Origin of the sequence: Paenibacillus sp. FSL R10-2771 (assembly GCF_038000205.1) — a bacterium.
GTDB classification, from domain to species: domain Bacteria; phylum Bacillota; class Bacilli; order Paenibacillales; family Paenibacillaceae; genus Paenibacillus_AQ; species Paenibacillus_AQ phytohabitans.
On the sequence record NZ_JBBOBM010000001.1, the window covers coordinates 2,925,747 to 2,946,696 of the forward strand.

At 51.0% G+C, this 20,950-nt stretch carries 18 protein-coding genes and 1 riboswitch; of the genes, 16 read left to right on the forward strand and 2 right to left on the reverse strand.

All coding sequences use genetic code 11. The features are described from left to right. Window positions 1-153: 153 nt before the first annotated feature. Window positions 154-1,470, reverse strand: a complete 1,317-nt coding sequence (locus tag NSU14_RS12755; protein ID WP_340945149.1) for an APC family permease — start codon at window positions 1,468-1,470, stop codon at window positions 154-156. A 117-nt stretch (window positions 1,471-1,587) separates the two neighbouring features. Between NSU14_RS12755 and NSU14_RS12760 the strand changes: the two genes are divergently transcribed. Beyond that, on the forward strand, window positions 1,588-2,502 hold the full coding sequence (locus NSU14_RS12760; protein ID WP_340945151.1) for a LysR family transcriptional regulator: 915 nt from the start codon (window positions 1,588-1,590) through the stop codon (window positions 2,500-2,502). Then, on the forward strand, window positions 2,499-3,431 hold the full coding sequence (locus NSU14_RS12765) for a tyrosine-type recombinase/integrase (RefSeq protein WP_340945153.1): 933 nt from the start codon (window positions 2,499-2,501) through the stop codon (window positions 3,429-3,431). The genes NSU14_RS12760 and NSU14_RS12765 overlap by 4 nt, the downstream gene beginning before the upstream one ends. A 369-nt stretch (window positions 3,432-3,800) precedes the next feature. Here the strand turns inward: NSU14_RS12765 and NSU14_RS12770 are convergent, their stop codons facing one another. Further along, complete coding sequence (locus NSU14_RS12770) at window positions 3,801-4,724, reverse strand: L-lactate dehydrogenase (RefSeq protein WP_039298976.1); 924 nt, start codon at window positions 4,722-4,724, stop codon at window positions 3,801-3,803. Between the two features lie 267 nt (window positions 4,725-4,991). Here NSU14_RS12770 and NSU14_RS12775 point away from each other — a divergent pair, with 267 nt between their 5' ends. From NSU14_RS12775 to NSU14_RS12840, 14 genes are all read left to right on the forward strand, one after another. Continuing rightward, complete coding sequence (locus NSU14_RS12775; RefSeq protein ID WP_042137753.1) at window positions 4,992-6,377, forward strand: APC family permease; 1,386 nt, start codon at window positions 4,992-4,994, stop codon at window positions 6,375-6,377. 25 nt (window positions 6,378-6,402) lie between these two features. Then, a complete protein-coding gene (locus NSU14_RS12780) occupies window positions 6,403-7,695 on the forward strand; it encodes a WD40/YVTN/BNR-like repeat-containing protein (RefSeq protein ID WP_042137750.1) in 1,293 nt (430 codons plus the stop codon). Window positions 7,696-7,910: 215 nt separating this feature from the next. Then, window positions 7,911-8,087 (forward strand): hypothetical protein, encoded by a 177-nt coding sequence (locus NSU14_RS12785; RefSeq protein ID WP_171715899.1) that lies wholly within the window; start codon window positions 7,911-7,913, stop codon window positions 8,085-8,087. 227 nt (window positions 8,088-8,314) lie between these two features. Continuing rightward, window positions 8,315-8,707 (forward strand): DUF2500 domain-containing protein, encoded by a 393-nt coding sequence (locus NSU14_RS12790; protein ID WP_042137749.1) that lies wholly within the window; start codon window positions 8,315-8,317, stop codon window positions 8,705-8,707. A 290-nt stretch (window positions 8,708-8,997) separates the two neighbouring features. Then, complete coding sequence (locus NSU14_RS12795; protein ID WP_336101464.1) at window positions 8,998-9,420, forward strand: cell wall hydrolase; 423 nt, start codon at window positions 8,998-9,000, stop codon at window positions 9,418-9,420. Window positions 9,421-9,617: 197 nt separating this feature from the next. Continuing rightward, window positions 9,618-10,022: a spore coat protein GerQ gene (gerQ, locus tag NSU14_RS12800; protein WP_340948934.1), complete on the forward strand. Its 405-nt coding sequence runs from the start codon at window positions 9,618-9,620 to the stop codon at window positions 10,020-10,022. Window positions 10,023-10,335: 313 nt separating this feature from the next. Next, window positions 10,336-11,652, forward strand: coding sequence for a hemolysin family protein (locus NSU14_RS12805; protein ID WP_042137745.1), 1,317 nt, complete (start codon window positions 10,336-10,338; stop codon window positions 11,650-11,652). Between the two features lie 204 nt (window positions 11,653-11,856). After that, window positions 11,857-13,776, forward strand: a complete 1,920-nt coding sequence (locus tag NSU14_RS12810) for an ATP-binding protein (RefSeq protein WP_340945162.1) — start codon at window positions 11,857-11,859, stop codon at window positions 13,774-13,776. Window positions 13,777-13,848: 72 nt separating this feature from the next. Next, on the forward strand, window positions 13,849-14,625 hold the full coding sequence (locus NSU14_RS12815) for a DsbA family protein (protein WP_340945164.1): 777 nt from the start codon (window positions 13,849-13,851) through the stop codon (window positions 14,623-14,625). Beyond that, complete coding sequence (locus NSU14_RS12820; protein WP_039298958.1) at window positions 14,622-15,056, forward strand: disulfide oxidoreductase; 435 nt, start codon at window positions 14,622-14,624, stop codon at window positions 15,054-15,056. The genes NSU14_RS12815 and NSU14_RS12820 overlap by 4 nt, the downstream gene beginning before the upstream one ends. A gap of 226 nt (window positions 15,057-15,282) precedes the next feature. Next, window positions 15,283-15,442, forward strand: a riboswitch (cyclic di-AMP (ydaO/yuaA leader). A 128-nt stretch (window positions 15,443-15,570) separates the two neighbouring features. Further along, on the forward strand, window positions 15,571-17,388 hold the full coding sequence (locus tag NSU14_RS12825; RefSeq protein ID WP_340945166.1) for an APC family permease: 1,818 nt from the start codon (window positions 15,571-15,573) through the stop codon (window positions 17,386-17,388). 198 nt (window positions 17,389-17,586) lie between these two features. After that, on the forward strand, window positions 17,587-18,609 hold the full coding sequence (locus tag NSU14_RS12830; protein ID WP_340945169.1) for an iron-hydroxamate ABC transporter substrate-binding protein: 1,023 nt from the start codon (window positions 17,587-17,589) through the stop codon (window positions 18,607-18,609). 220 nt (window positions 18,610-18,829) lie between these two features. Continuing rightward, window positions 18,830-19,888, forward strand: a complete 1,059-nt coding sequence (locus NSU14_RS12835; protein ID WP_340945172.1) for a FecCD family ABC transporter permease — start codon at window positions 18,830-18,832, stop codon at window positions 19,886-19,888. Between the two features lie 11 nt (window positions 19,889-19,899). Further along, the gene (locus tag NSU14_RS12840; RefSeq protein WP_371916262.1) at window positions 19,900-20,922 is read left to right on the forward strand and encodes a FecCD family ABC transporter permease; all 1,023 of its coding nucleotides are present in this window, start codon (window positions 19,900-19,902) and stop codon (window positions 20,920-20,922) included. The last annotated feature ends 28 nt before the right edge of the window (window positions 20,923-20,950 follow it).

The window sequence follows — 20,950 nt, forward strand, 5'->3', positions numbered from 1 at the left end:
GGCTCTCCTTCATCCATAACCATCTGACACTTTTCTGAAACGTAAAGCGAACGGAAGCTCTGGTCAAGGGCTGGAAACTCCGCCGCTTATATATAGATAAACAGGCTGCATCCTCAAATAAGGAGGAGTGCAGCCTGTTTCTGATAAGCGCCCTTATAATGCGCGCCGTGAAATCTTTTCAGCATCACTGGCTACAGGAATATTTCCTGCACGTTTACGTCCCTGTCTTAAATAATCCACCAGAACAAACAACAGTGTAATCAGCAGTGGATACATGATCGCCCAGCCTGTAAACGGAAACACGGCTACCGTAGCGGCAAAAGAAATCCAGCTGATCGTTACGCCTGCCCGGCTGCCACGCAAGAGGCGGATTCCTGCAGCACAACCGCCAATATAGGTGAGGATGAAGGTGGCATTGGGAAATTTAATCAGTGTCGTAATCGAGAGCAGGCCGCTGCCGTAGAGCGATAATACTGCTGTGAAGCAGAGGGTCAGGAAGCCGATCGCTCCCACAGGTGTCTGATAGCGGTCTGATAAGCGGCCCATCCATTTCGGGGCATAGCTCTGCCGTGACAAGGCATAAGCTACGCGTGATGCAGCGCTTGAATAGGCTATGATCGTCGCCGTACAGATGAAAAGTCCGGTGAGTCCGGCAATGAATCCGCCCCAGGCTCCAAGCGGCTGGCTGATGATCCAGACCAGTGAAGAGTCGGCACCTCCGCGCAGATAGCTCTGCGTACCGACTGTAGCGAGTGCCGAGAGGAAATAGAGGACTCCGACAATGACCGCAGCGATGGTGACACCCTTGACCGCAGCGCGCTGCGGGTCCTTGAATTCTTCAGACAGATGTGAAACGGCCTCCCAGCCGATGAAGCACCAGAAGAGAATCGCTGCCGCCTGCCCAACGCTCATCCAGCCATGCGGAACAAATGGGGTGAAGTGAATACTCTCCATTCTTGGCAGAGCCGCAGCAAAAGAGAAGACCAGTACGGCAACAATCGCGATAACCACGGCGATCTGCACTTTACCGGCAACCTTCATGCCGATCCAGTTGACAATCAGGCCAATGGCCAGCATTCCTGCAGCGATGGCAATTCTGGCCGGATCGCCCCAGCCCATGGCGGCTGTCATATAGCCCGCTCCGGTCAGTGCAGCGACAGGACCGCCAATCGGCACGGACATGAGGAAGAACCAGCCAACCAGTGCGCCTGCCTTCGGGCCGAAGGCCAGGGTGACGAAATGGGATACCCCGCCGGCATTAGGGAATTTGGCCGAGAGCAGACCCATGGACAGCGCAAGCGGGAGAATCAACAGGGTCATGAATCCCCAGGCCAGCAGCGAAGCGGGACCAGCCATCTCCGCTGCCAGTCCGGGTACGATTAACACACCTGAGCCGAGGACGGCTCCTATGTACAGGGCAATAGCCTGCGGCATCCCGATATTCCGTTGTAATGATTTATTTTCCTTCATATAAATAGTCCCGCTTTCCTTGTATTTAAATATAGAGTATCAGATAATAGATCCATTGGAAAAACGGAATTATCGAATGGAATCCATTCGAATAACCGATAGGTTGAAGGAGGTACTATGGAGTCTAAGCATCTGTTCACCTTTCTCGTTGTAGTTGAGACCGGCAGCTTTACCCGCGCAGCCCAGAAGCTTGATTACGCCCAGTCCAGCATTACCGCACAGATTCAGGCGCTGGAGGCAGAACTGGAGCAGCCCCTGTTTGACCGGATCAGCAAAAAGATCATTCTCACCGATGCCGGCCGCCGCCTCCTGCCGTATGCCCAGGAAATCTCCAAGATGCACACGATGGCCGAGAACGCCCTGCGGTCGGAGACGGAAATATCCGGTTCGCTGCGGATTGGTGCACCTGAATCTTTGGCGGCCTTCCGCCTCCCGGGGATTATTAAGGAATTCCGCAGCCGGCATCCGCAGGTGCAGATTACGCTGAAGCCGGGAGCCTGCTGGGAGCTGACGGAATTCGTCCGCTCAGGAGAGCTTGATCTGGCCTTTCTTCTCCAACCGGAGACGGAGTATAAGGAGATGTACTGTGACACGCTGATCCATGAAGCGATGACGCTGGTCGCTCCACTGGATCACCCGCTGCTGGAATTGGAAGAAGTAGAACCGCTGCATCTTAAAAATGTAACGATTCTGCATACGGAAACAGGCTGCACCTACCGTACCTTATTTGAGCGCCATCTGAACAGCCATGGAGTGTTCCCAGATCCGAATCTGGAGTTCTGGAGCATTGAAGCGATCAAGCAATGCGTAATGGCAGGACTCGGTATCTCATTCCTGCCGATGATTACGGTCCGCAGGGAATTGGCGGAAGGCAAGCTGGGCCGGCTGAACTGGAATGATGAATCCCAGCGGGTGGCGACCCAAATTGCCTATCACAGTAAAAAGTGGAAATCCCCGGCGTTAAGTGAGTTTCTTGGAACGGTACAGAAGCATGCTGTAATGTGGAGGGAAGAGGAGGAGCACAGGGCATGAATGAGCCGGAGCTTGAATATGAAGAAGAGCTGGATGCCTTTCTGATCTGGATGAAGGACGCCGGCTACACAGCATATACCCAGAAATCCTATCTTGCTGATGCACGGGAATTTCTGGGCAGTCTGAACGGGCGGGAGCTGGGTACTGTCAAAAAACTGCAGGTTGTCTCCTATCTGACTTCTGTGCGGGAACGCGGGGTAAGTGATGCGACACGTAACCGCAAGCATGCCTCAATAAGCTGCCTCTTCAAGGCACTGACGGAGCTGGAGCTGCTGAATATCAACCCGGCCGCCGGAATCAAGAAGTCCAAGACTGAAAAAAACCGTGAGCCGGTCTATCTGGATGAACAAGACCTGCAGCGGTTTCTGTCAGCGGTAGACGGCAAATACAGAAGCCGCAATCTGGCTGTTTTTTTGCTGATGTCGTATATGGGTCTGCGGGTAGGAGAAGTACATACGCTGAATCAGAGTGATTATAATGTAGAGAGACGTTCACTGCGTGTCTTCGGCAAAGGACGCAAATGGCGCAATGTCCCGGTTCCTGAGGATATTTCCCCGTATCTTGACGAGGCGCTGAAGGACCGTCTTAATCCTTGGCACAGCAAGGAGGAGGCGATGTTCATCTCGCAAAAAGGCCGCCGGCTCTCCATCCGCGGCATCCAAGGGATTGCTGCAGATACATTCAGCCGCTTCCAGAGTGAAGTGCCTTTGTCCCAGCGCCGGCCGTACTCCAGCCATAAGCTGCGGCACTCCTTTGCCACTATGCTGCTGCGTAAGGGAGCGGATCTGCGCACGGTGCAGGAGCTGCTGGGCCATTCCTCGATCCAGACGACCACTGTATACACACATATTACGAGCCGTGAGAAGGAAGAAGCTATGTCCAGACTGCAGATCGGCATGCCGTATAAGACAGGCAGCGGTGACTCGTGAACCTGGGGCTAACAGCGTCAATACACACTATGAACTTTTGTTCAAAACATAACGCATAAATCACACGGAATGTGCATTTTTATAATGACAACACCGCCGTGAATTGCTACCATGAGAAGGGGTTATTATTCAGGGTAGAAGGCGGAGAGGGACAAGCCTCGAAGTCGTAGACACAACGATTAGACCATGGATAAAAGAAATCGATAAGCTGGACAGCAATTCTGACTTTAATTGGTTAACGCGTCTGTGCACGTCTGATGGTAAGGCGGGCTGGAGAAGAAGCAGAGTCTGAATCTTGAATCTCTTCCTATAAGTAAAATAGCCGCCAATCCTCAGAGGATTGGCGGCAGGCTTGTCCACACACGGAGATTACAGCTCCAGCTTGGCAATCTCACTTTTGAGCTTATCAGCGGATTGCTGGAACAGAAGCTGTTCTTCGTCACTGAGCGGAAGATCAAGTACTTCACGCACGCCGGAACGGTCTACGACACATGGAGCGCCAAGGAACACGTCTGATACGCCGTTGTAGTTGTTCAGCAGTGTGGAGACATTCAGGACGGAGCCTTCATTGTTCAGGATGGACGCAACAATCCGGTCCAGTGCCAATGCGATGGCATAGGAGGTAGAGCCCTTGGCATCTATGATCTCGTAGGCGGCATTCTTGGTGTCCTCAAAGATCTCATCACGTTCCGCTTCATCGAAGCCAAGGTCAATTCCCGCGACATTGGCGAGACTCCAGACCGGCAGCTCGGAATCGCCATGTTCACCGATGATTTGTCCATGAATACTGCGCGGATCGATTTCCTTATGAAGCCCAATCAGGTAACGGAAGCGGGCGCTGTCCAGTACAGTACCGGAACCGATAACCCGTCTGCGGTCGAAGCCGCTGATCTTCAAGGTGGCATAGGACAGAATATCGACCGGATTTGTGGCAATCAGCAGGATAGCGTGATGATTGTATTTCGTGATTTTTTGGATGATATCTTTGAAGATCGAGATGTTCTTGCGCAGCAGGTCGATCCGGGTTTCACCAGGCTTCTGGGAGGCTCCGGCAGTGACTATGATGATGTCCGCTTCCTTGCAGTCCTCATAGGTGCCGGCCCACAGCTTCACACCGCCGACAAATGGCATGCCGTGGTTCATATCCAGCGCTTCACCAAGCGCCTTCTGATGGTTCACATCGATGAGTACTAGTTCGGGCATGCGCTTACGAAGCAGCAGCGTATAGGCTGTCGTGGTTCCGACTGCACCGGTGCCGATCACTACGACACGATTGGGCTTAAATGGGGCCATTGTTAGATCTCCTCCAGCTTTCGAATTTTGAAATATAAGGGTTTATAAGTTAAACGCCATCATTCATCCTTATATTTCTCGCTGAAACGGTACCGTCCTATATAAGGAAGGCAGAGCCGTTTCCACTTGCGGTCCAATCTTATCCATCATAATCTCTAGGGATAGTGTTTTCAAGCTGTCCGCTTTTAATCCATTACCCCAAAACGGGCATGCTAACAATGTATTTCTTATTATCCACTCAACCACTTGACAGGAGCGAATTTCAGAATGGATTTATTCCGCAAAAAACCGCTGGCTATTCCCCAGAATACCGGAGCGGAGAAACTTAGCAAGACACTGGGTGCAATGGATCTGACCATGCTCGGTGTAGGGGCCATTATCGGCACCGGAATTTTTGTAATGACGGGAGTGGCTGCTGCGGAGCATGCCGGACCGGGACTTGTGCTGTCCTTCATCATCGCCGGCTTTGCCTGTGTGTTATCCGCACTGTGTTACTCCGAATTTGCTTCCACACTGCCGGTATCCGGCAGCGCTTATGCATACAGCTATGTCGCCTTCGGGGAACTGCTGGCCTGGATTCTCGGATGGGATCTGGTGCTTGAATACGGCGTAGCCGCAGCGGCGGTAAGCAGCGGGTGGTCCGGTTATTTCCAGGGACTTCTGGAAGGCTTCGGCATTCATTTGCCCACCGCTTTGTCAGGGGCGTATAATGCAGATAAAGGAACCATTATTAATTTACCCGCAGTTGTCATTATTCTGCTGATCTCTTACCTGCTGACACGCGGGGTCAAGGAGACCGCCCGTTTCAATGCAGTGATGGTTGTGATCAAAATCTCGGTGGTGCTGCTGTTTATCGTCACCGGTATATTCTATGTGAAGCCGGAGAACTGGACGCCATTCCTGCCGTTTGGTTTCCATGGTGTGGTGAATGGTGCGGCAACCGTATTTTTTGCCTATATCGGATTTGATGCCATCTCGACTGCTGCCGAAGAAGTGAAGCGTCCGCAGCGCGATCTGCCGATCGGTATTATCTCGTCGCTTGCGATCTGTACCGTACTCTATATCGCCGTATCCTTGGTACTTACGGGGATCGTGCCTTATCAGAACCTCAATGTAAGTGATCCGGTATCGTTCGCCCTGCGGTTCGTTGACCAGAATATGATCGCCGGTCTGATCTCTGTAGGTGCCATTGCCGGGATGACTACCGTGCTGCTGGTAATGCTGTTCGGACAAACCCGTCTGCTGTTTGCCATTTCCCGAGACGGATTGCTGCCGCAGAGCTTGTCCAAGGTCAGCCCCAAAACACATACGCCAGTGCGCAGCACATGGATGGTCGGCGGACTGATTGCCGTTCTTACCGGCTTCGTCCCGCTTGACCGGCTGGCCAATCTGACCAGTATCGGGACCTTATTCGCCTTCCTGGTGGTTTCGCTGGGTGTTATTGTGCTCCGCCGTACGAAAACAGATCTCAAAAGAGGCTTCAAGGTTCCTTGGGTTCCGTTCATTCCGCTCCTTAGTGCGGCAACCTGCGGTTATCTAATGTATAATCTGGGAAGAGAAACCTGGATTGGCTTCCTGATCTGGCTTGCGGTAGGACTGCTAATCTATGGTCTGTACGGATACAAACGCAGTAATTTAAATACGAAGAAATAACGATTAACGGGAAGAGGAGAGAGCATTGTCATCCACAGCTTCAGGTTACAAGGTTCTGAGAAGGGTGCTGCTGCTTCTCCTGACCTTACTTATTCTCTCGGCTTGTTCTTCTGCTCCTGCTCCCGAGCCTTCCCAGCCCCCGCAGCCGACGGAAGCGCCGGAAGAAGGGCAGATGATTACGGTCATCACACCGGATGCCAAGAACGTCGATAATGAGAATGCCCCGAAATATCAGATTCAGACCCGGCTGACAGACTTCAGGCTGCTTAACCCGTCAGCGGGAATAGCCTGGGGTGTCACCAAAAATGAGCTGCGCATGTATATGACCCTTGATAACGGCAAAACCTGGGCCAATATCTCGCCGGCTACGACTGTGCAGTTTCTGAGCAACCCGGTGTATGGCAAAGAGATTTTCTTCACCGATCCCAGCAACGGCTGGATTATACGAAGCTCTTTCGGCACGACCGAGACCGTGGTGCTGCGCACAACAGATGGGGGACACACCTGGAAAGTTTCTGCTTTTCCTGACACCAACACCTTGTCTTCGTTCTACTTCAGTTCACCGTCCCATGGCTGGCTGATGACTTCATGGGATGCCAGCTCCACCAAAGAGAGCAAAGCCTTGTATGCTACGCAGGACGGCGGGGCAACCTGGGCCCTGGTCATGCAGAATGAGCAGTATAATCCGAATCTGCCTAACAATACAATTCCGCTGCCGGGCGTTACGACCGGAATGATATTTAAGGACGGGAGCCGCGGATTCGTAACGCTTCAGACCGGGGCACTGCCTAAGATCTATGTCACCAAAGACGGCGGGGCAACCTGGGCGGCAGGCTCTGAATTTCTGGTCAACGAGAGCTTTGGAGGCTGTGACCGGGTCATTGCCGGTGAACCTGAATTCTTCGGTACGGATCATACAAGCGGATGGCTGTCTGTAGGTTGTCAAAAAGAAAAAGAGGCCAGCATGACCTACAACGGCTATTTCACTGCAAACGGGGGAGAAAACTGGAAGTTTATCAGCTTCAGCCGGCCGGCGTTGACGGGAATTAACCGGCATGTGGCACCTGAATTCCTCAGCTCGCAGGCGGGCTGGTCTTTAGAGGGGAACCTGTTGTACAAGACGATGAATCAGGGACAGACCTGGACGGCACTTCCGGCCAGCAGTGTACTGCAGTCCAAGCTGCTGGAATACCCGGAAGTAGTGAAGCTGCAATTCATCTCGGATGATGTAGGCTGGCTGCTGATCCAGAAAGAAGAGGACCGCAGATCTATCCTGCTGCAGACTACGAATGGCGGAGTGAGCTGGCGGGTTATGTAAAGGTAATTAAGAGGTTGTCCGCATTGGCGGGCAGCCTTTTCTTTTTGATAATACGGTCGCAAAGCCCTCTTAATATAAGGAAAAATCTTATTTAAAATTTTCTTTAAAAATGTGAAAAAAATCACATGACAAACTTTCACTCCTGTGATATATTTAACACATAGAGAACAAGTTCATTTTTTCACAAACTTTCATCCCGAATAGGAGAGATTATTATGAAAACATTTGAAACGGATTATATGACAAGAAACCTGCTGCAATTGTGCTACAACTGTGACGATGCTCACCTGTGTGAAACGGAAGAACAATGCAGAGCTTGCTGGGCGGACAACGGTATGCTGCCGGAAGAAACTAGCGAAACCAGACAATTGCTAGACCTCGTACATGCTTAATGTGATTGCCTCTCTTGGTATAATGAAGACCATTTAGGTTCCCGGATATAGGGGGATTTAGGTGGTCTTTTTGGCGTGCTGTCATCACCCCAAGTGAAGATTCTCTCGGAGCAGATGGGGGTGTTACACATTTGTTATGCTGTCTTCAAGGGAAGAGGCATATACATGTAGAGAAGACCTGCCAAGGGCAGGGAATCTAACCAGATGGGAACAAGGGGGAAGAGACCATGGGAACGGGACCGGATCCATCCTGGATGTTTGATTTTACAGGAACGGTATTGCCGATATTCCTCGCTGTAGTCGTGGGGATTATCGCTGTGTCTGCAGGCAGAGGACTGCTTCAGTGGAGCCGGAACAATAATGCCCCCCTGCAGTCCATACCCGCCCGCATTGTCAGCAAGCGCAGCGAAGTCCGCCAGCAGCAGGCACAGGATGAGAGCAGCCGCACCAGCACAACCTACTACCTGACGTATGAAGCGGAGGATGGTGTCCGCAGAGAGTTCAAGGTGGACGGCCATGAATATGGTATGAGTGCTGAAGGGGACAGGGGAGTGCTGACATATCAGGGTACAAGATATCATGGCTTTCAGCGGCGCCCGCATTACTCCACAGCGGAATAGTGAACAGGCTTGCTCATGGATAGTGTGATGATTATTTGAAAAGCATTCAGCAGCACCCCCTTGTAACCGTCAGCGGTGGAAGGGGGTATTTGGGTTGTGCTTGCCTCGGCTCAAAAGCAGGTATTTCATGGTATACAAGGTATTGCTGCAGACCGCAAGAAATTGGGCGGGGACTGTCACCACTTAGGCGAATGCACATACAATACAGCGAGCAGTAAAGAACAACGGATGCTTGGCGTTACAGCTTTGTTCCATAACTGTCAATGAAGTGATTACAAGGAGGAGAACGCGTGGCCGTCATCAAAACGAATTCGGAGGATGTAAGGGTGCTTGCGCGGCTGATGCGGGCCGAGGCCGAAGAGGATGGGGAGTCAGGCATGCTGATGGTCGGTAATGTCGGGGTCAACCGGATTCTCGGCAACTGTCTGGACTTCAACAACATCCGCAGTGTGAATGATATGGTGTACCAGAGCCCGGGCGGCTTTGAAGCCCCGCAGAAGGGGTACTTCTATCAGCGTGCACGGGAGGCCGACATCCGTTTGGCAAAACGCGCTATCGCCGGGGAAAGAACCTGGCCAGCATCAAATGCACTGTGGTTCTTCCGGCCTGTCGGGGCCTGTCCGGCCAACTGGTACAACCAGCAGAACACCGGCCGCTACAAGGCACACTGCTTCTTCACTCCGACCCAGGCGGATTGCCCGTCATTATTCTAGGTACGCTTAAGTGAATGCTAATTCAAATTTTAGGAGGTTATTCGTAAATGATCGTTCAACCCTACCGTCCCGTTAATTATATGATGGGCAGCAACCCAGCAGGTGGCATGAGCAACATGAACAATATGAACAACATGAACAATATGAACAACATGAACAATATGAACAGCATGGGCCCGATGAATACTATGGGTGCCATGAGCAACAAGGGGAACATTGGAAACATGGGCACCATGGGTACTATGAGCAGCATGCCGCCGCAGGTCACCAGCGGCAGCCCCATGACGCCAGCCGGAACCGTGGTCTCAACAACTGCACCGGTGTTCGAACAGTCTTATGTGGAGAACATCTTCCGCCTCAACCTTGGCAAGATCGGCACCTTCTACTTCACCTATGAGAACAACAAAGACTGGAACGCCAAGGTCTATACCGGCGTGCTTGAAGCTGCGGGCCGCGACCATCTGATTATCAGCGACCGGGCGACCGGACAGCGGGTTGTGCTGCTGATGGTAAATTTCGATTATGCCACCTTTGAAGAGCCGCTTGTCTATCAATATCCGGGAGTTATCGGAAATCCGGCGGTTGTACGGAGCTGCCGATAAGCTTTCTGGCCATTTATCCATAGAATAACGCAAAAACGGCTGTCCACCTTTGTTTAAAGGCGGTCAGCCGTTTCTTTTGCTACCGTACGCACATATGCTGTATTTTTCGAGGGGACACGCATGCTTGCTGTTTCACCTAATATATTTATATAATAAAAGTATTATTTATAATCCGTGATTTATGTACTGGAGATGAAGGCATTGGGAAATTGATACGGAAAGGAACAGCTGGCATGATCCAGTCTGACATTTTGAACAAACGAAGGAGGTGGGCCTATCCGCCCGCACAGGAAACGGTGGATAGGAGTATAAATTGAGCGACCCTTTACCCGGTATATTAAATGTAGGTCTTATTATTTTGATTGTGCTGCTTAACGGTTTTTTTGTTTCGGTTGAGTATGCGATGGTGAAGGTGCGCAGCGGGCGCATCGATTCACTGATTGAGGAAGGCAGCAAGAGAGCCCCTGCAGCAAGACAGATCGTTCATAATCTGGATGGTTATCTGTCGGCCTGTCAGCTTGGCATAACACTTGCCTCGCTTGCGCTAGGCTGGCTCGGAGAACCGGCGATTGCTACGATTGTGGGGCCGGTTATTACGAACCTCGGCTTCGGAGAAACAACTGTTTTTGTGGTTTCGCTTATCATAGCCTTTATGTTCATCACTGTTCTGCATATTGTACTGGGCGAGCTTGCCCCGAAGACCATTGCAGTGAATAAAGCCGAGGCTGTACTTCTGCTTGCTGCAGGTCCGATGAATGTCTTTTACCGGATCATGTATCCCTTCATCTGGGTGGTTAACGGCCTGGCTCGCGGGCTGTTGCGTATCTTCCGTCTGACGCCGGCATCGGAGCTGGCTACAGCACATACAGAGGAAGAAATACGCATTCTGATGCAGGAGAGCAACAAAAGCGGATTGATCGACAACACGGAAATGACCCTGGTGGATAATATCTTCGAATTTGCCGACACGATGGCCAGGGAGATTATGATTCCGCGCACGGAAATGATCTGTCTCAACACACATCTGGAGACGGACGAGAATCTTGAAATTGCCTTTGACGGAATGAGAACCCGTTATCCGGTCTGCGACGGAGACAAGGACCATATTCTCGGCTTCATTCATATCAAGGATATGATCCGTGATAATGCGCCCAAGTATAACGAATTGATCCGTCCGATATTGACTGTACCGGAATCGATTCAGATTAGCAGCCTCCTCAAGGTCATGCAGCGTGCCAAGACCCAAATCGCTATCCTGATTGATGAGTATGGCGGTACCTCGGGTATGGTTACTCTGGAGGATATTATGGAAGAGATTGTCGGAGAGATTCAGGATGAGTTCGACGAGGAACGTCCCGGCATCGAGAAGCTGGGGGAGGATGAGTTCTCTATCGACGGCCTGATGCTTATCGAGGAGATCAATGATACGCTCGGAATCCACATGGAGACGGATGATTACGATACGATAGGCGGCTGGCTGTATTCCAAGCTGGAGGTCAATCCTCCGCAAAAAGGCCAGACGGTGGAGTTCGACAATCATTTATTTGTGGTTGAAGAGACGGACAATAAGCGGATTTCCCGGATTAAGCTGCTGAAGGTGCAGTTTCTGACGGAGGAAGCCGGAGCTTAATTACGAGATGACAAGAGCATGGCGCTATTACAGCGCTGTGCTTTTTTTAGTATTCAGGGGCTCTCGTTTTGTCAGCGCTTCCCTTAAGCAAAAACTGTCTGTCCTATTAGGCACAATCTACGATTCGACTGGTTTCACCCAGGGTAAGGTTAGTGTAAATAGGTGAAATGCAATATCTTAAAGTTCATGAAAGGAGAGAGGCCTATGGAGCATCATCCGAATCATTACAATGATCTGCTTGTCCTCTTATCTGTTGCTATAGCATTTCTATCGTGCTTCACAGCCCTGGATCTGGCGGAACGGCTGCTCCGTGGCCGCAAGGGGAATCTCTATATTCTGCTTATCTCTGTAGTGCTGGGCACAGGGATGTGGAGTATGCATTTTATCGGAATGCGGGCGATGGATTTGGGAGTTCCGGTATCGTATGATCTGCTGCTGCTTGTGTTCTCGCTGATCATTCCTGTGGCCGCTTCTTATATGCTGTTTGCAATGCTTGGCAACCCCCATACCCGCAGCCGTGTCTATCTGGGTCTTGGCGGCATGCTGTTCAGCAGCGGAATACTGATCATGCATTTCAGCGGTATTCTGGCGATGAAGCTCTCGGCAACGTATGAACAAGGGTTCTTCTCCATTATCCTGTCTATCCTATTCGCCCTGGTTGTCCCTGTAATTACTGCATCCTACGACCCGAAATGGCTGGGGAATGCCTACAATATGCTTAGTGTCAAAAAATTGCTGCTCGTGTTAACCCTAACCGGAGCGTTCACAGGAATACATTATTCTGCAATGGCCGGCGCATCCTTCACAGTAGTAGACTCCTTCTTGTATACAGGGCGCGCTCCGCTCTTGGATGATTCACTGCTGGGCATTATTCTGGGCGGTTCCTTCTTGTTCATTGTGACAATTGTGCTTGGCCTGCTCTATAGGGACCGGCAGCATGTGCTCCGCTTTGCAGCATTTAATGAGCAGCGTTATATGGCCTTGTTCGAGCATAGCCCGGATATGGTGCTGTGTATTGATCCGGCCCTTAAGAAGATCATCAGTGCTAATCCTTCCCTGCGGTATACCACCGGATATGGAAGAGAAGAACTGGGGGAATTCAAGAACATCCTGTACAGTGCCCGGGATGAAGCTGCGGTCAAGGAAGCTGTGCGCAATGCCTCCCAAGGGAAGTCCTCCAAGCTGGAGCTGAGGGTTATCACCAAGGACGGCCAGCAGATGATCTGCAGCGTAACGGTGTTTCCATTGCTTCATAATAAGGAACAGCTGGTCTATCTCGTTGCCGAGGATGTCACTGCCCTGATGCAATACCAGCATGAACTGATTCAGGCCCGGGATGCGGCAGAGAGTGCAGCCAGGATGAAAAGCGAGTTTCTGGCGACGATGAGCCATGAAATCCGTACACCGCTGAACGGAATTATCGGCATCAATCAGCTGCTGGCCGAAGAGATCAGCAAGCCCGAGCATCTGGAGCTGCTGAAGCTGCAGAGTACCAGCAGCCAGGCGCTGCTCCATGTAATGAGTGATGTTCTCGATATCTCCCGCCTGGAAGCAGATGGTCTCGTGTTGAACCAGGAGCCGTTTCAGCTGACTGTGCTGCTGCAGGAGTGTATGGATCTGTTTGAAGTAATTACCAGAGATAAGCAATTGTCGTTTGTGCTGGCGGTAGAAGAGGGTCTTCCCGGCAAGTTCGTGGGAGACATTGCGCGGATCCGTCAGATCCTGGTTAATTTAATCGGCAATGCGGTGAAATTCACTCCTTCGGGAGCGGTTACAGTTACTGTTGAGTCCGCCGGCATGAAGGGAGCTTCTCAGACGCTGCAATTCAAAGTGCATGATACAGGCATCGGCATTCCGCCGGATAAGCTGCAGCTGCTGTTCCAATCCTTTTCCCAGGTGGATGCTTCCCACACGCGTAAATATCCGGGTACCGGTCTGGGATTGGCCATTTGCAAGAAGCTGGTGGAGCTTATGCAGGGAGAAATATGGGCGGAACCGGCGCCGGGCGGCGGGACCCAGTTCTTTTTCAGAATTGTACTGCAGTCGCTGGATTCATCGCCGGAGCTGATTTACAACCAAGAAAATGAAGACAGCGGAGTGCCTGCGGCAACAAAAGCTGTATAATGTAGGGTTTGCCAAGGAGAGAACTTTAATTATATAATTTTAAAGTAACTTATCTTTTATCACGACAGTCCTATGGACAGAAAGGAACTCTCTTTGAGCAAACCGAATAAGAACAATGTCGCGCTTCCCCAGATGAGCAAGCAGGAGAAACGCCGGGCAGAGCAGGAACAGCAGAAGCAGAAAACGAGAATTCTGATCGTGAGTACAGTGGCATTAGTCGTAATTATTTTTGTAGGATTATTCATGCTGGCCTCGAAGGACGGCTCAACCACAGGATCTGCTGCGGCTCCCGTTGACTTCAATTACAGTGAAATGGCACGGCTGGGCAAAGAAGATGCTCCAGTCAAAATCGTTGAATTCGGCGATTACAAATGTCCGGCTTGCGCCCAGTTCACCGGGGTGATTAAACCGCAAATCGTTCAGGAGTATGTCAATCAGGATAAAGCAGCCTTTTACTTCGTCAACCTGGCCTTTATTGGTACGGATTCGAGAACAGCCTCACTCGCGGCACTCTCCGTATACCATCAGAATCAAGAGGCTTTCTGGAAATTCTTCGATGCCATCTATGCTAACCAGGGTGAAGAAAAGGTGGAGTGGGCAACACCGGACTTCCTGGTAAGTCTGGCACAGCAATTAGAACTGCCCATTGACTTCGACCTGCTGCGTAAGGATATTGAAGACAAGACCTACGAAAGCGAATTGGAGAGAGATATCCAGCTTGGCACTGACACCGGCATAACCAACACGCCGTCATTGTTTGTCAATGGAGTCAAAGTGAATGAACCTTTTAATATGGAGGAAATCGATGCTCAAATCCAGGTAGCTGCGGAAGCTGTGGCTGGACAATGAATAAATTCTCTGCATTCTGCCGCCGGAATTGTCTCTACTTGGCCTGGTTCGTCTCGGTTGTTGCTGTAGCAGGCAGTCTGTATCTCAGTGAAGTGCTGAAATATGAGCCCTGCAAGCTATGCTGGTTTCAGCGGATATTTATGTACCCGCAGCTGATTTTGCTCGGAATCGCCACTTACCGGGGGGATAAGCGCATTATCCCGTATGTCCTTCCCTTAAGTTTGATTGGCGGAAGCATTTCGATCTATCATTACGCAGAGCAGAAAATTCCGGCACTCAGCAAGGTGCTTCCATGTACAATCGGTGTGCCGTGCAACACGGATTATCTGAATTATTTCGGATTCATCACCATCCCGCTGCTGGCACTCATTGCGTTCGCATTAATCACAATTCTGCTATGGACAGGGCGTAAAGAGGATGCAGGTGAGTAAGAAGCCGTCAGGCAGAATGAAGAGTAACTATTTCCCTTAAATTAAGTGTAAATTATTATGCAGAAACGCTGTAAAATCACGCGATAAAGGGATAATGAAAGAGAATGAAAGATCAAGACATACCGGATCATGGATTTGGTTGTTTTGGTTGTTTTTCATTCTTTTTTCATTTGTTTCAACGCTTTACGGAAGAGGCATTGTAGATTAATATTAGTCCTTGTGAGAAGTTGAATATGCGCTGAATTTTCCGGAAGGAAAAACGGGGGAACCAAACTTGGCCGAGTGCCAACGGGGTGAATCGGAAGCGGGTCAGCAGACTCGAAAACCGTAGGGCTACCACAGCCCGAATCCGCCAGCTAACCTCGTAAGCAATAGTGGGATAATGACCATGCACTCAAGGCATGCGGATCATTTCCGTATGCTTATTTTTGTGCCTGCATTTATGAAATCCACTTATGAAAACAGCGCGCGGTACTGCCGTTTCAACTTAACAAAGAGAGGAACTGTTACTACAATGGTAAGCAAGGTAAAACGACTATTGATCGGGCGTCCGATGAAGTCGAACGAACTCGATCATGAAAAGTTATCCAAGGTGAAAGCACTGGCTGTCCTGTCTTCTGATGCGCTCTCGTCTGTAGCCTACGGAACAGAACAAATCTTAATCGTACTTGTGGCCGCAGGTTTCACAGCTATCTGGTACTCATTGCCAATTGCATTAGCCGTATTGGGCCTGCTGGCCATCTTAATCCTGTCTTATCGGCAGACCATTTTTGCTTATCCGCAAGGCGGGGGCGCCTATATTGTTGCCAAAACCAATCTCGGGGTTCATACCGGCTTGCTTGCCGGCGGCTCTTTGCTGGTGGATTATATTCTTACGGTGGCGGTAAGCGCCTCGGCGGGAACGGATGCGATCACATCAGCGTTCCCGAGTCTTCATAATCATAGTGTACTCATAGCGGTTACTGTCATTCTGCTCTTAACGATTGTCAATCTGCGGGGTGTTACTGAATCTGCTTCATTCATAGCCATTCCGGTATATCTGTTCGTCGTCTCCATCTTTGTACTGATTATCGCGGGAGTCTTCAAGTATGCAACCGGCGGTGCTCATGCCCAGGTTCCTGAGATCGGCTCGGCGGTATCGAACGTCAGTATGTTCCTTCTGCTTAAGGCCTTCAGCTCCGGCTGTTCGGCACTGACCGGGGTAGAAGCGGTCTCCAATGCGATCCCTAACTTCAAAGCACCGGCTGAGAAAAATGCGGCTAAAACGCTGATGCTGATGGGTCTGATTCTCGGGGCTATGTTCACGGGGATTACGCTTTTGGCTTATTGGTACGGTATCATGCCGGACGAGAAAGCAACGGTTGTGTCACAGATTACCGAGTCTACCTTTGGCCGCGGCGGTTTGTACTTCTTCATCCAAGGCATCACCGCAGTAATCTTGTTCCTGGCGGCGAATACAGCGTATTCGGCCTTCCCGCTGCTGGCGTTCATGTTCGCCAAAGACAAATATTTACCCCACGCCTTCATGGTGCGCGGAGACCGGCTGGGATTCTCCAACGGCATTATTTTCCTCGGCGTAATGTCGGCTGTGCTTGTAGCTGCTTTTCACGGAAATACCGAAGGGTTGATTCCATTATACGCCGTTGGGGTATTCATTCCGTTTACCCTTTCACAGCTTGGCATGATGGTCCAGTGGTACAGAACCAAGCCTAAGGGCTGGCAGAGCAAATTCGCTGTGAATACAGTAGGCATGCTCACAACCTTAACCATTACGCTCATCTTCATTATTACTAAATTCTCGAGTGTATGGATGGCCTTCATCTTCCTGCCGCTTGTAATCATCGTGTTCCACCGGATTCACCGCCATTATATGAATATTGCCGATCAGCTGCGTATTTGTCCGGCTACGGATAAACCTTGCATTAAAGGAAGCACAGTGGTTGTACCTGTTGCCGGTGTCACCCGTGCAGTACTGCATTCGATCAGCTATGCGAAGTCATTGACTGAGAATGTAGTGGCTGTATATGTCGGATTCGATGAAGAAGAGATTCACAAAATGGAACAGAAGTGGGAAGAGTGGAACCCTGGGGTGCGCCTGATTGTACTCCGCTCGCGTTACCGCAGCATCATCCGCCCGCTGGTGAAATTCATCGATACGGTGGAGTGGAAAACCGCTTCTACAGACCACATTACTGTACTCATTCCGCAATTTGTTACGAAGCATTGGTGGCAGGCGATTCTGCATAATCAGACCAGCTTGTTCATCCGCTCTTATCTGATGAATCAGAAGGATATCGTTATAGCAACTGTACCGTATCATTTGCACAAATAGACATACCCTTTATATGTAAAACGGCTGTTTCCGCAGGTTGCGGGAATAGCCGTTTTTTGTTATGCGCAGGGTGAGTATAAATGGAATCAGATAATTTAGTTGACATAGAGAATGAGAATCAATATCATCAGTTTATGTGAGGCGAAGGCCGCAATCACCTTTGACCAATAATGAATGTATATACAGGAGGGGTAATTAATGTTTTCGTTCAACCTGCAAAGATCAACAAGCATGAAGCTGGCTATGGCCGGACTCATGACCACGACGTTGTTATTATCCGCATGCGGAAATAACAATGCAGCCAATAACGGAGCTGCGGCAACTACGGCACCTGCAGCAACTGCAGAAGCCACTACTGCACCGGCAGAAACAACAGCTCCAGCGGTAGAGCAAACAGTAACGGATGCCATGGGACATAAAGTCACTGTCCCTGCGAACCCGCAGCGTGTGCTTGCTTCTTATCTGGAAGACTATCTGGTCGCACTTGGCGTGACTCCGGTTGCCCAATGGTCCGTGACAAACGGCACTCAGGATTACCTTGCAGCTGAGCTTAAGGACATTCCAACCATCAGCTATGACCTTCCACTCGAAGCTGTAACCAGCTTCGCACCGGACTTCACTATTGTACAATCGGAAGGTACTGTCCAGAACGGTCTGTATGACCAGCTGAACAAAATTGCACCAACGTATGTAATCGGCGACGAAGTCAGCAAGGACTGGCGCAAATCGCTGCTCAAGATCGGCGAGCTTTTGAACAAAACGCCTGAAGCTGAAGCAGCCATTGCTGCCTATGATCAAAAAGCGGCTGATGCCAAAACAAAAATCTCCGCTGCGATCGGCGATGAGTCCGTTGCCATTCTCTGGCTGGTATCCAAGAACTTCTATATAGTAGATGAAACCCGCAGCAGCGGGGCAGTCCTGTATGGTGATCTTGGCGTGAAGCTTCCGAATCTGGTTACCGAAATTCCTGCTGAGTCCAGAGCAACGTGGAATCCGATATCACTTGAGAAATTGTCTGAGCTGACTGCAGATCATATCATCCTTGTGAACAGTGACGGGGCGGATGCTGCTGAAGTTACGGATGGCGCGATCTGGAAGGGGATTCCGGCTGTTAAGGCGGGGAATGTTCATGAGTTTAGCAGATCAACCAGCTGGCTGTACAGCGGTCCTATAGCTAACTCCAAAACAATTGATGATGCTCTGAGCAGTCTTGTAAAATAAGATGCGTTCAAAATGCCGGTAATCAGCCTCTGCCGGTATAGAGTGTGCAGGTCCTTGTATCCCCGGATACGATGATCTGCACCTTTTTTTAAATGGAGCGATAGATGAGGGCGTTCAGCATAGATTACGCGTTATCTGCTTGTACAAAATTCACATATTTGCGATAATGAGAATGATAATCAATTAGAAGCAAGTAATAATCCTGTTAAGGAGACGGCTTATGGTTTCATCCACACGTTCTAATCTCAATCCTTCTACGGCTGCAGAGGATAAACCCATCAAGTCGCGGCCGTTGGCTGCAGCTACGATACTGCTGCTCGGAATAGCTGTCATCGTCTTCGGGCTGATGTTGTCTGTATCGGTAGGAGCAGCAGATATCCGGCTGGCTACTGTATGGGAAGCTGTTGTCCGCTTCAATCCGGAGCTGGCGCAGCATCAGGTCATCCGGGAGCTGCGAATCCCCCGGGCTTTGTCCGGAGCACTGGTGGGGGCATGTTTTGCTGTTGCCGGCGCGATCATGCAGGGAATGACCCGGAATCCGCTGGCGGATTCGGGGCTGCTGGGACTCAACGCCGGAGCCGGTGTCGGCCTGGCATTGGCTTTCGCCTTTGCGCCTTCGCTGTCTTTCATGTATATCATGATCTACTGCTTCATTGGAGCGGCTGTGGCATCGCTCTTAGTCTTCGGCATCGGTTCGCTGTCCCATAGCGGGCTGACACCGCTACGCCTAACCTTAGCGGGTGCTGCGGTCAGTGCTATGCTGCTGGCGCTCAGCCAAGGCGTCGCCATTCTGTATCACCTCTCCCAGGATATCGCGTTCTGGATGGCAGGCGGGATTGGGGGAGCGAACTGGACACAGCTCAAGATTATGTCCCCCTGGGTTGCAGGTGCGCTTATCGGGTCGCTGGTGCTCTCGCGTTCCATCACGCTGTTAAGCCTGGGAAGGGATGTTGCCGCTGGACTGGGGCAGCGCACACGGCTGGTACAGACCGCAGGGATGATCATTGTGGTCATTCTTGCCGGAGCGGCGGTCTCGACGGTGGGCCCGATTGCTTTTGTCGGATTAATGGTTCCGCATATTACCCGTTATCTGGTGGGGGTGGATTACCGCTGGATCATTCCTTGCTCGGCAGTACTCGGGAGCGTCCTGATCCTCTTTGCCGATATCGCTGCGAGAATGATTAATGCGCCTTATGAAACACCGATAGGTGCCCTGATTGCAGTAATCGGCGTACCGTTCTTCATCTATCTGGCCAGCAAGCGCAAGGGGGAGCTGTAATGAACAGGACCATGTCTGTACCCTCAGTGAAATCGCGCCGCACCAGAGAAGCCGGTATTCTAACGCTGCTTGCTGCACTTATCGTCATTATTTTTATTGTCAGTATGAATACCGGCTTCATGCGCTTATCACCACTTGATGTTCTACATACTCTGCTCGGTGAAGGAACCAAACAGCAGAAGCTGATTCTGTTTGATTTCCGGCTGCCGCGTATAGTGATCTCACTGCTCATCGGGGCGGGTTTCGCAGTATCCGGATCTATTCTGCAAGGCCTGTCGCGCAATGCTCTTGCTGAACCCTCTACCTTAGGGATTAACGCCGGAGCGGGATTCGCAGTGCTGATCTTCATTTCATTTGTCCCGGCAACCACAGCGGGGCCCATCTTTGTTCTTCCGCTGCTGGCGCTGGCAGGTGCAGCGCTTACGGCCACGCTGATCTATTTTCTCTCCTACCGGAGAGCCGACGGACTCTCGCCGACACGGCTGATCCTGATCGGAATTGCCGTAGGTGCCGGCATTTACGCTTTTCAGCTGATCCTGTCGTTAAGACTGGACCCGCAGAATTATCAGTTCGTAGCCATCTGGCTGGCCGGCAAAATCTGGGGCGGAGACTGGCGGTTCGTGCTGGCATTGCTCCCCTGGATATTGATTCTGCTGCCGTTCGCGTTCTACAAAGCCCGGGTGCTTAACGTACTAAACCTGGGGGATGAAACCTCCAAGGGACTTGGGCTGCCGCTGGAGCGGGAACGTCTGCTGCTCTTGGCTGCTGCTGTGGCTCTCGCAGGCGCCTGCGTCTCGGTCAGCGGAGGCATCGGCTTCGTCGGACTGATTGCACCGCATCTCGCCCGCAGACTTGTAGGCCCGCGTCATCAGATCATGCTGCCTGCAGCCGCTCTGATAGGCGCGCTGCTGCTGCTCACCGCAGACACCATCGGGCGCTGGATTCTGCAGCCTACAGAGATACCTACAGGTATCGTGGTGGCGATCATCGGAGCCCCGTACTTTTTATATCTTTTGGCAAAATCTAAGGCTTAACATAGGCATTCATAGGCGAATTATCATG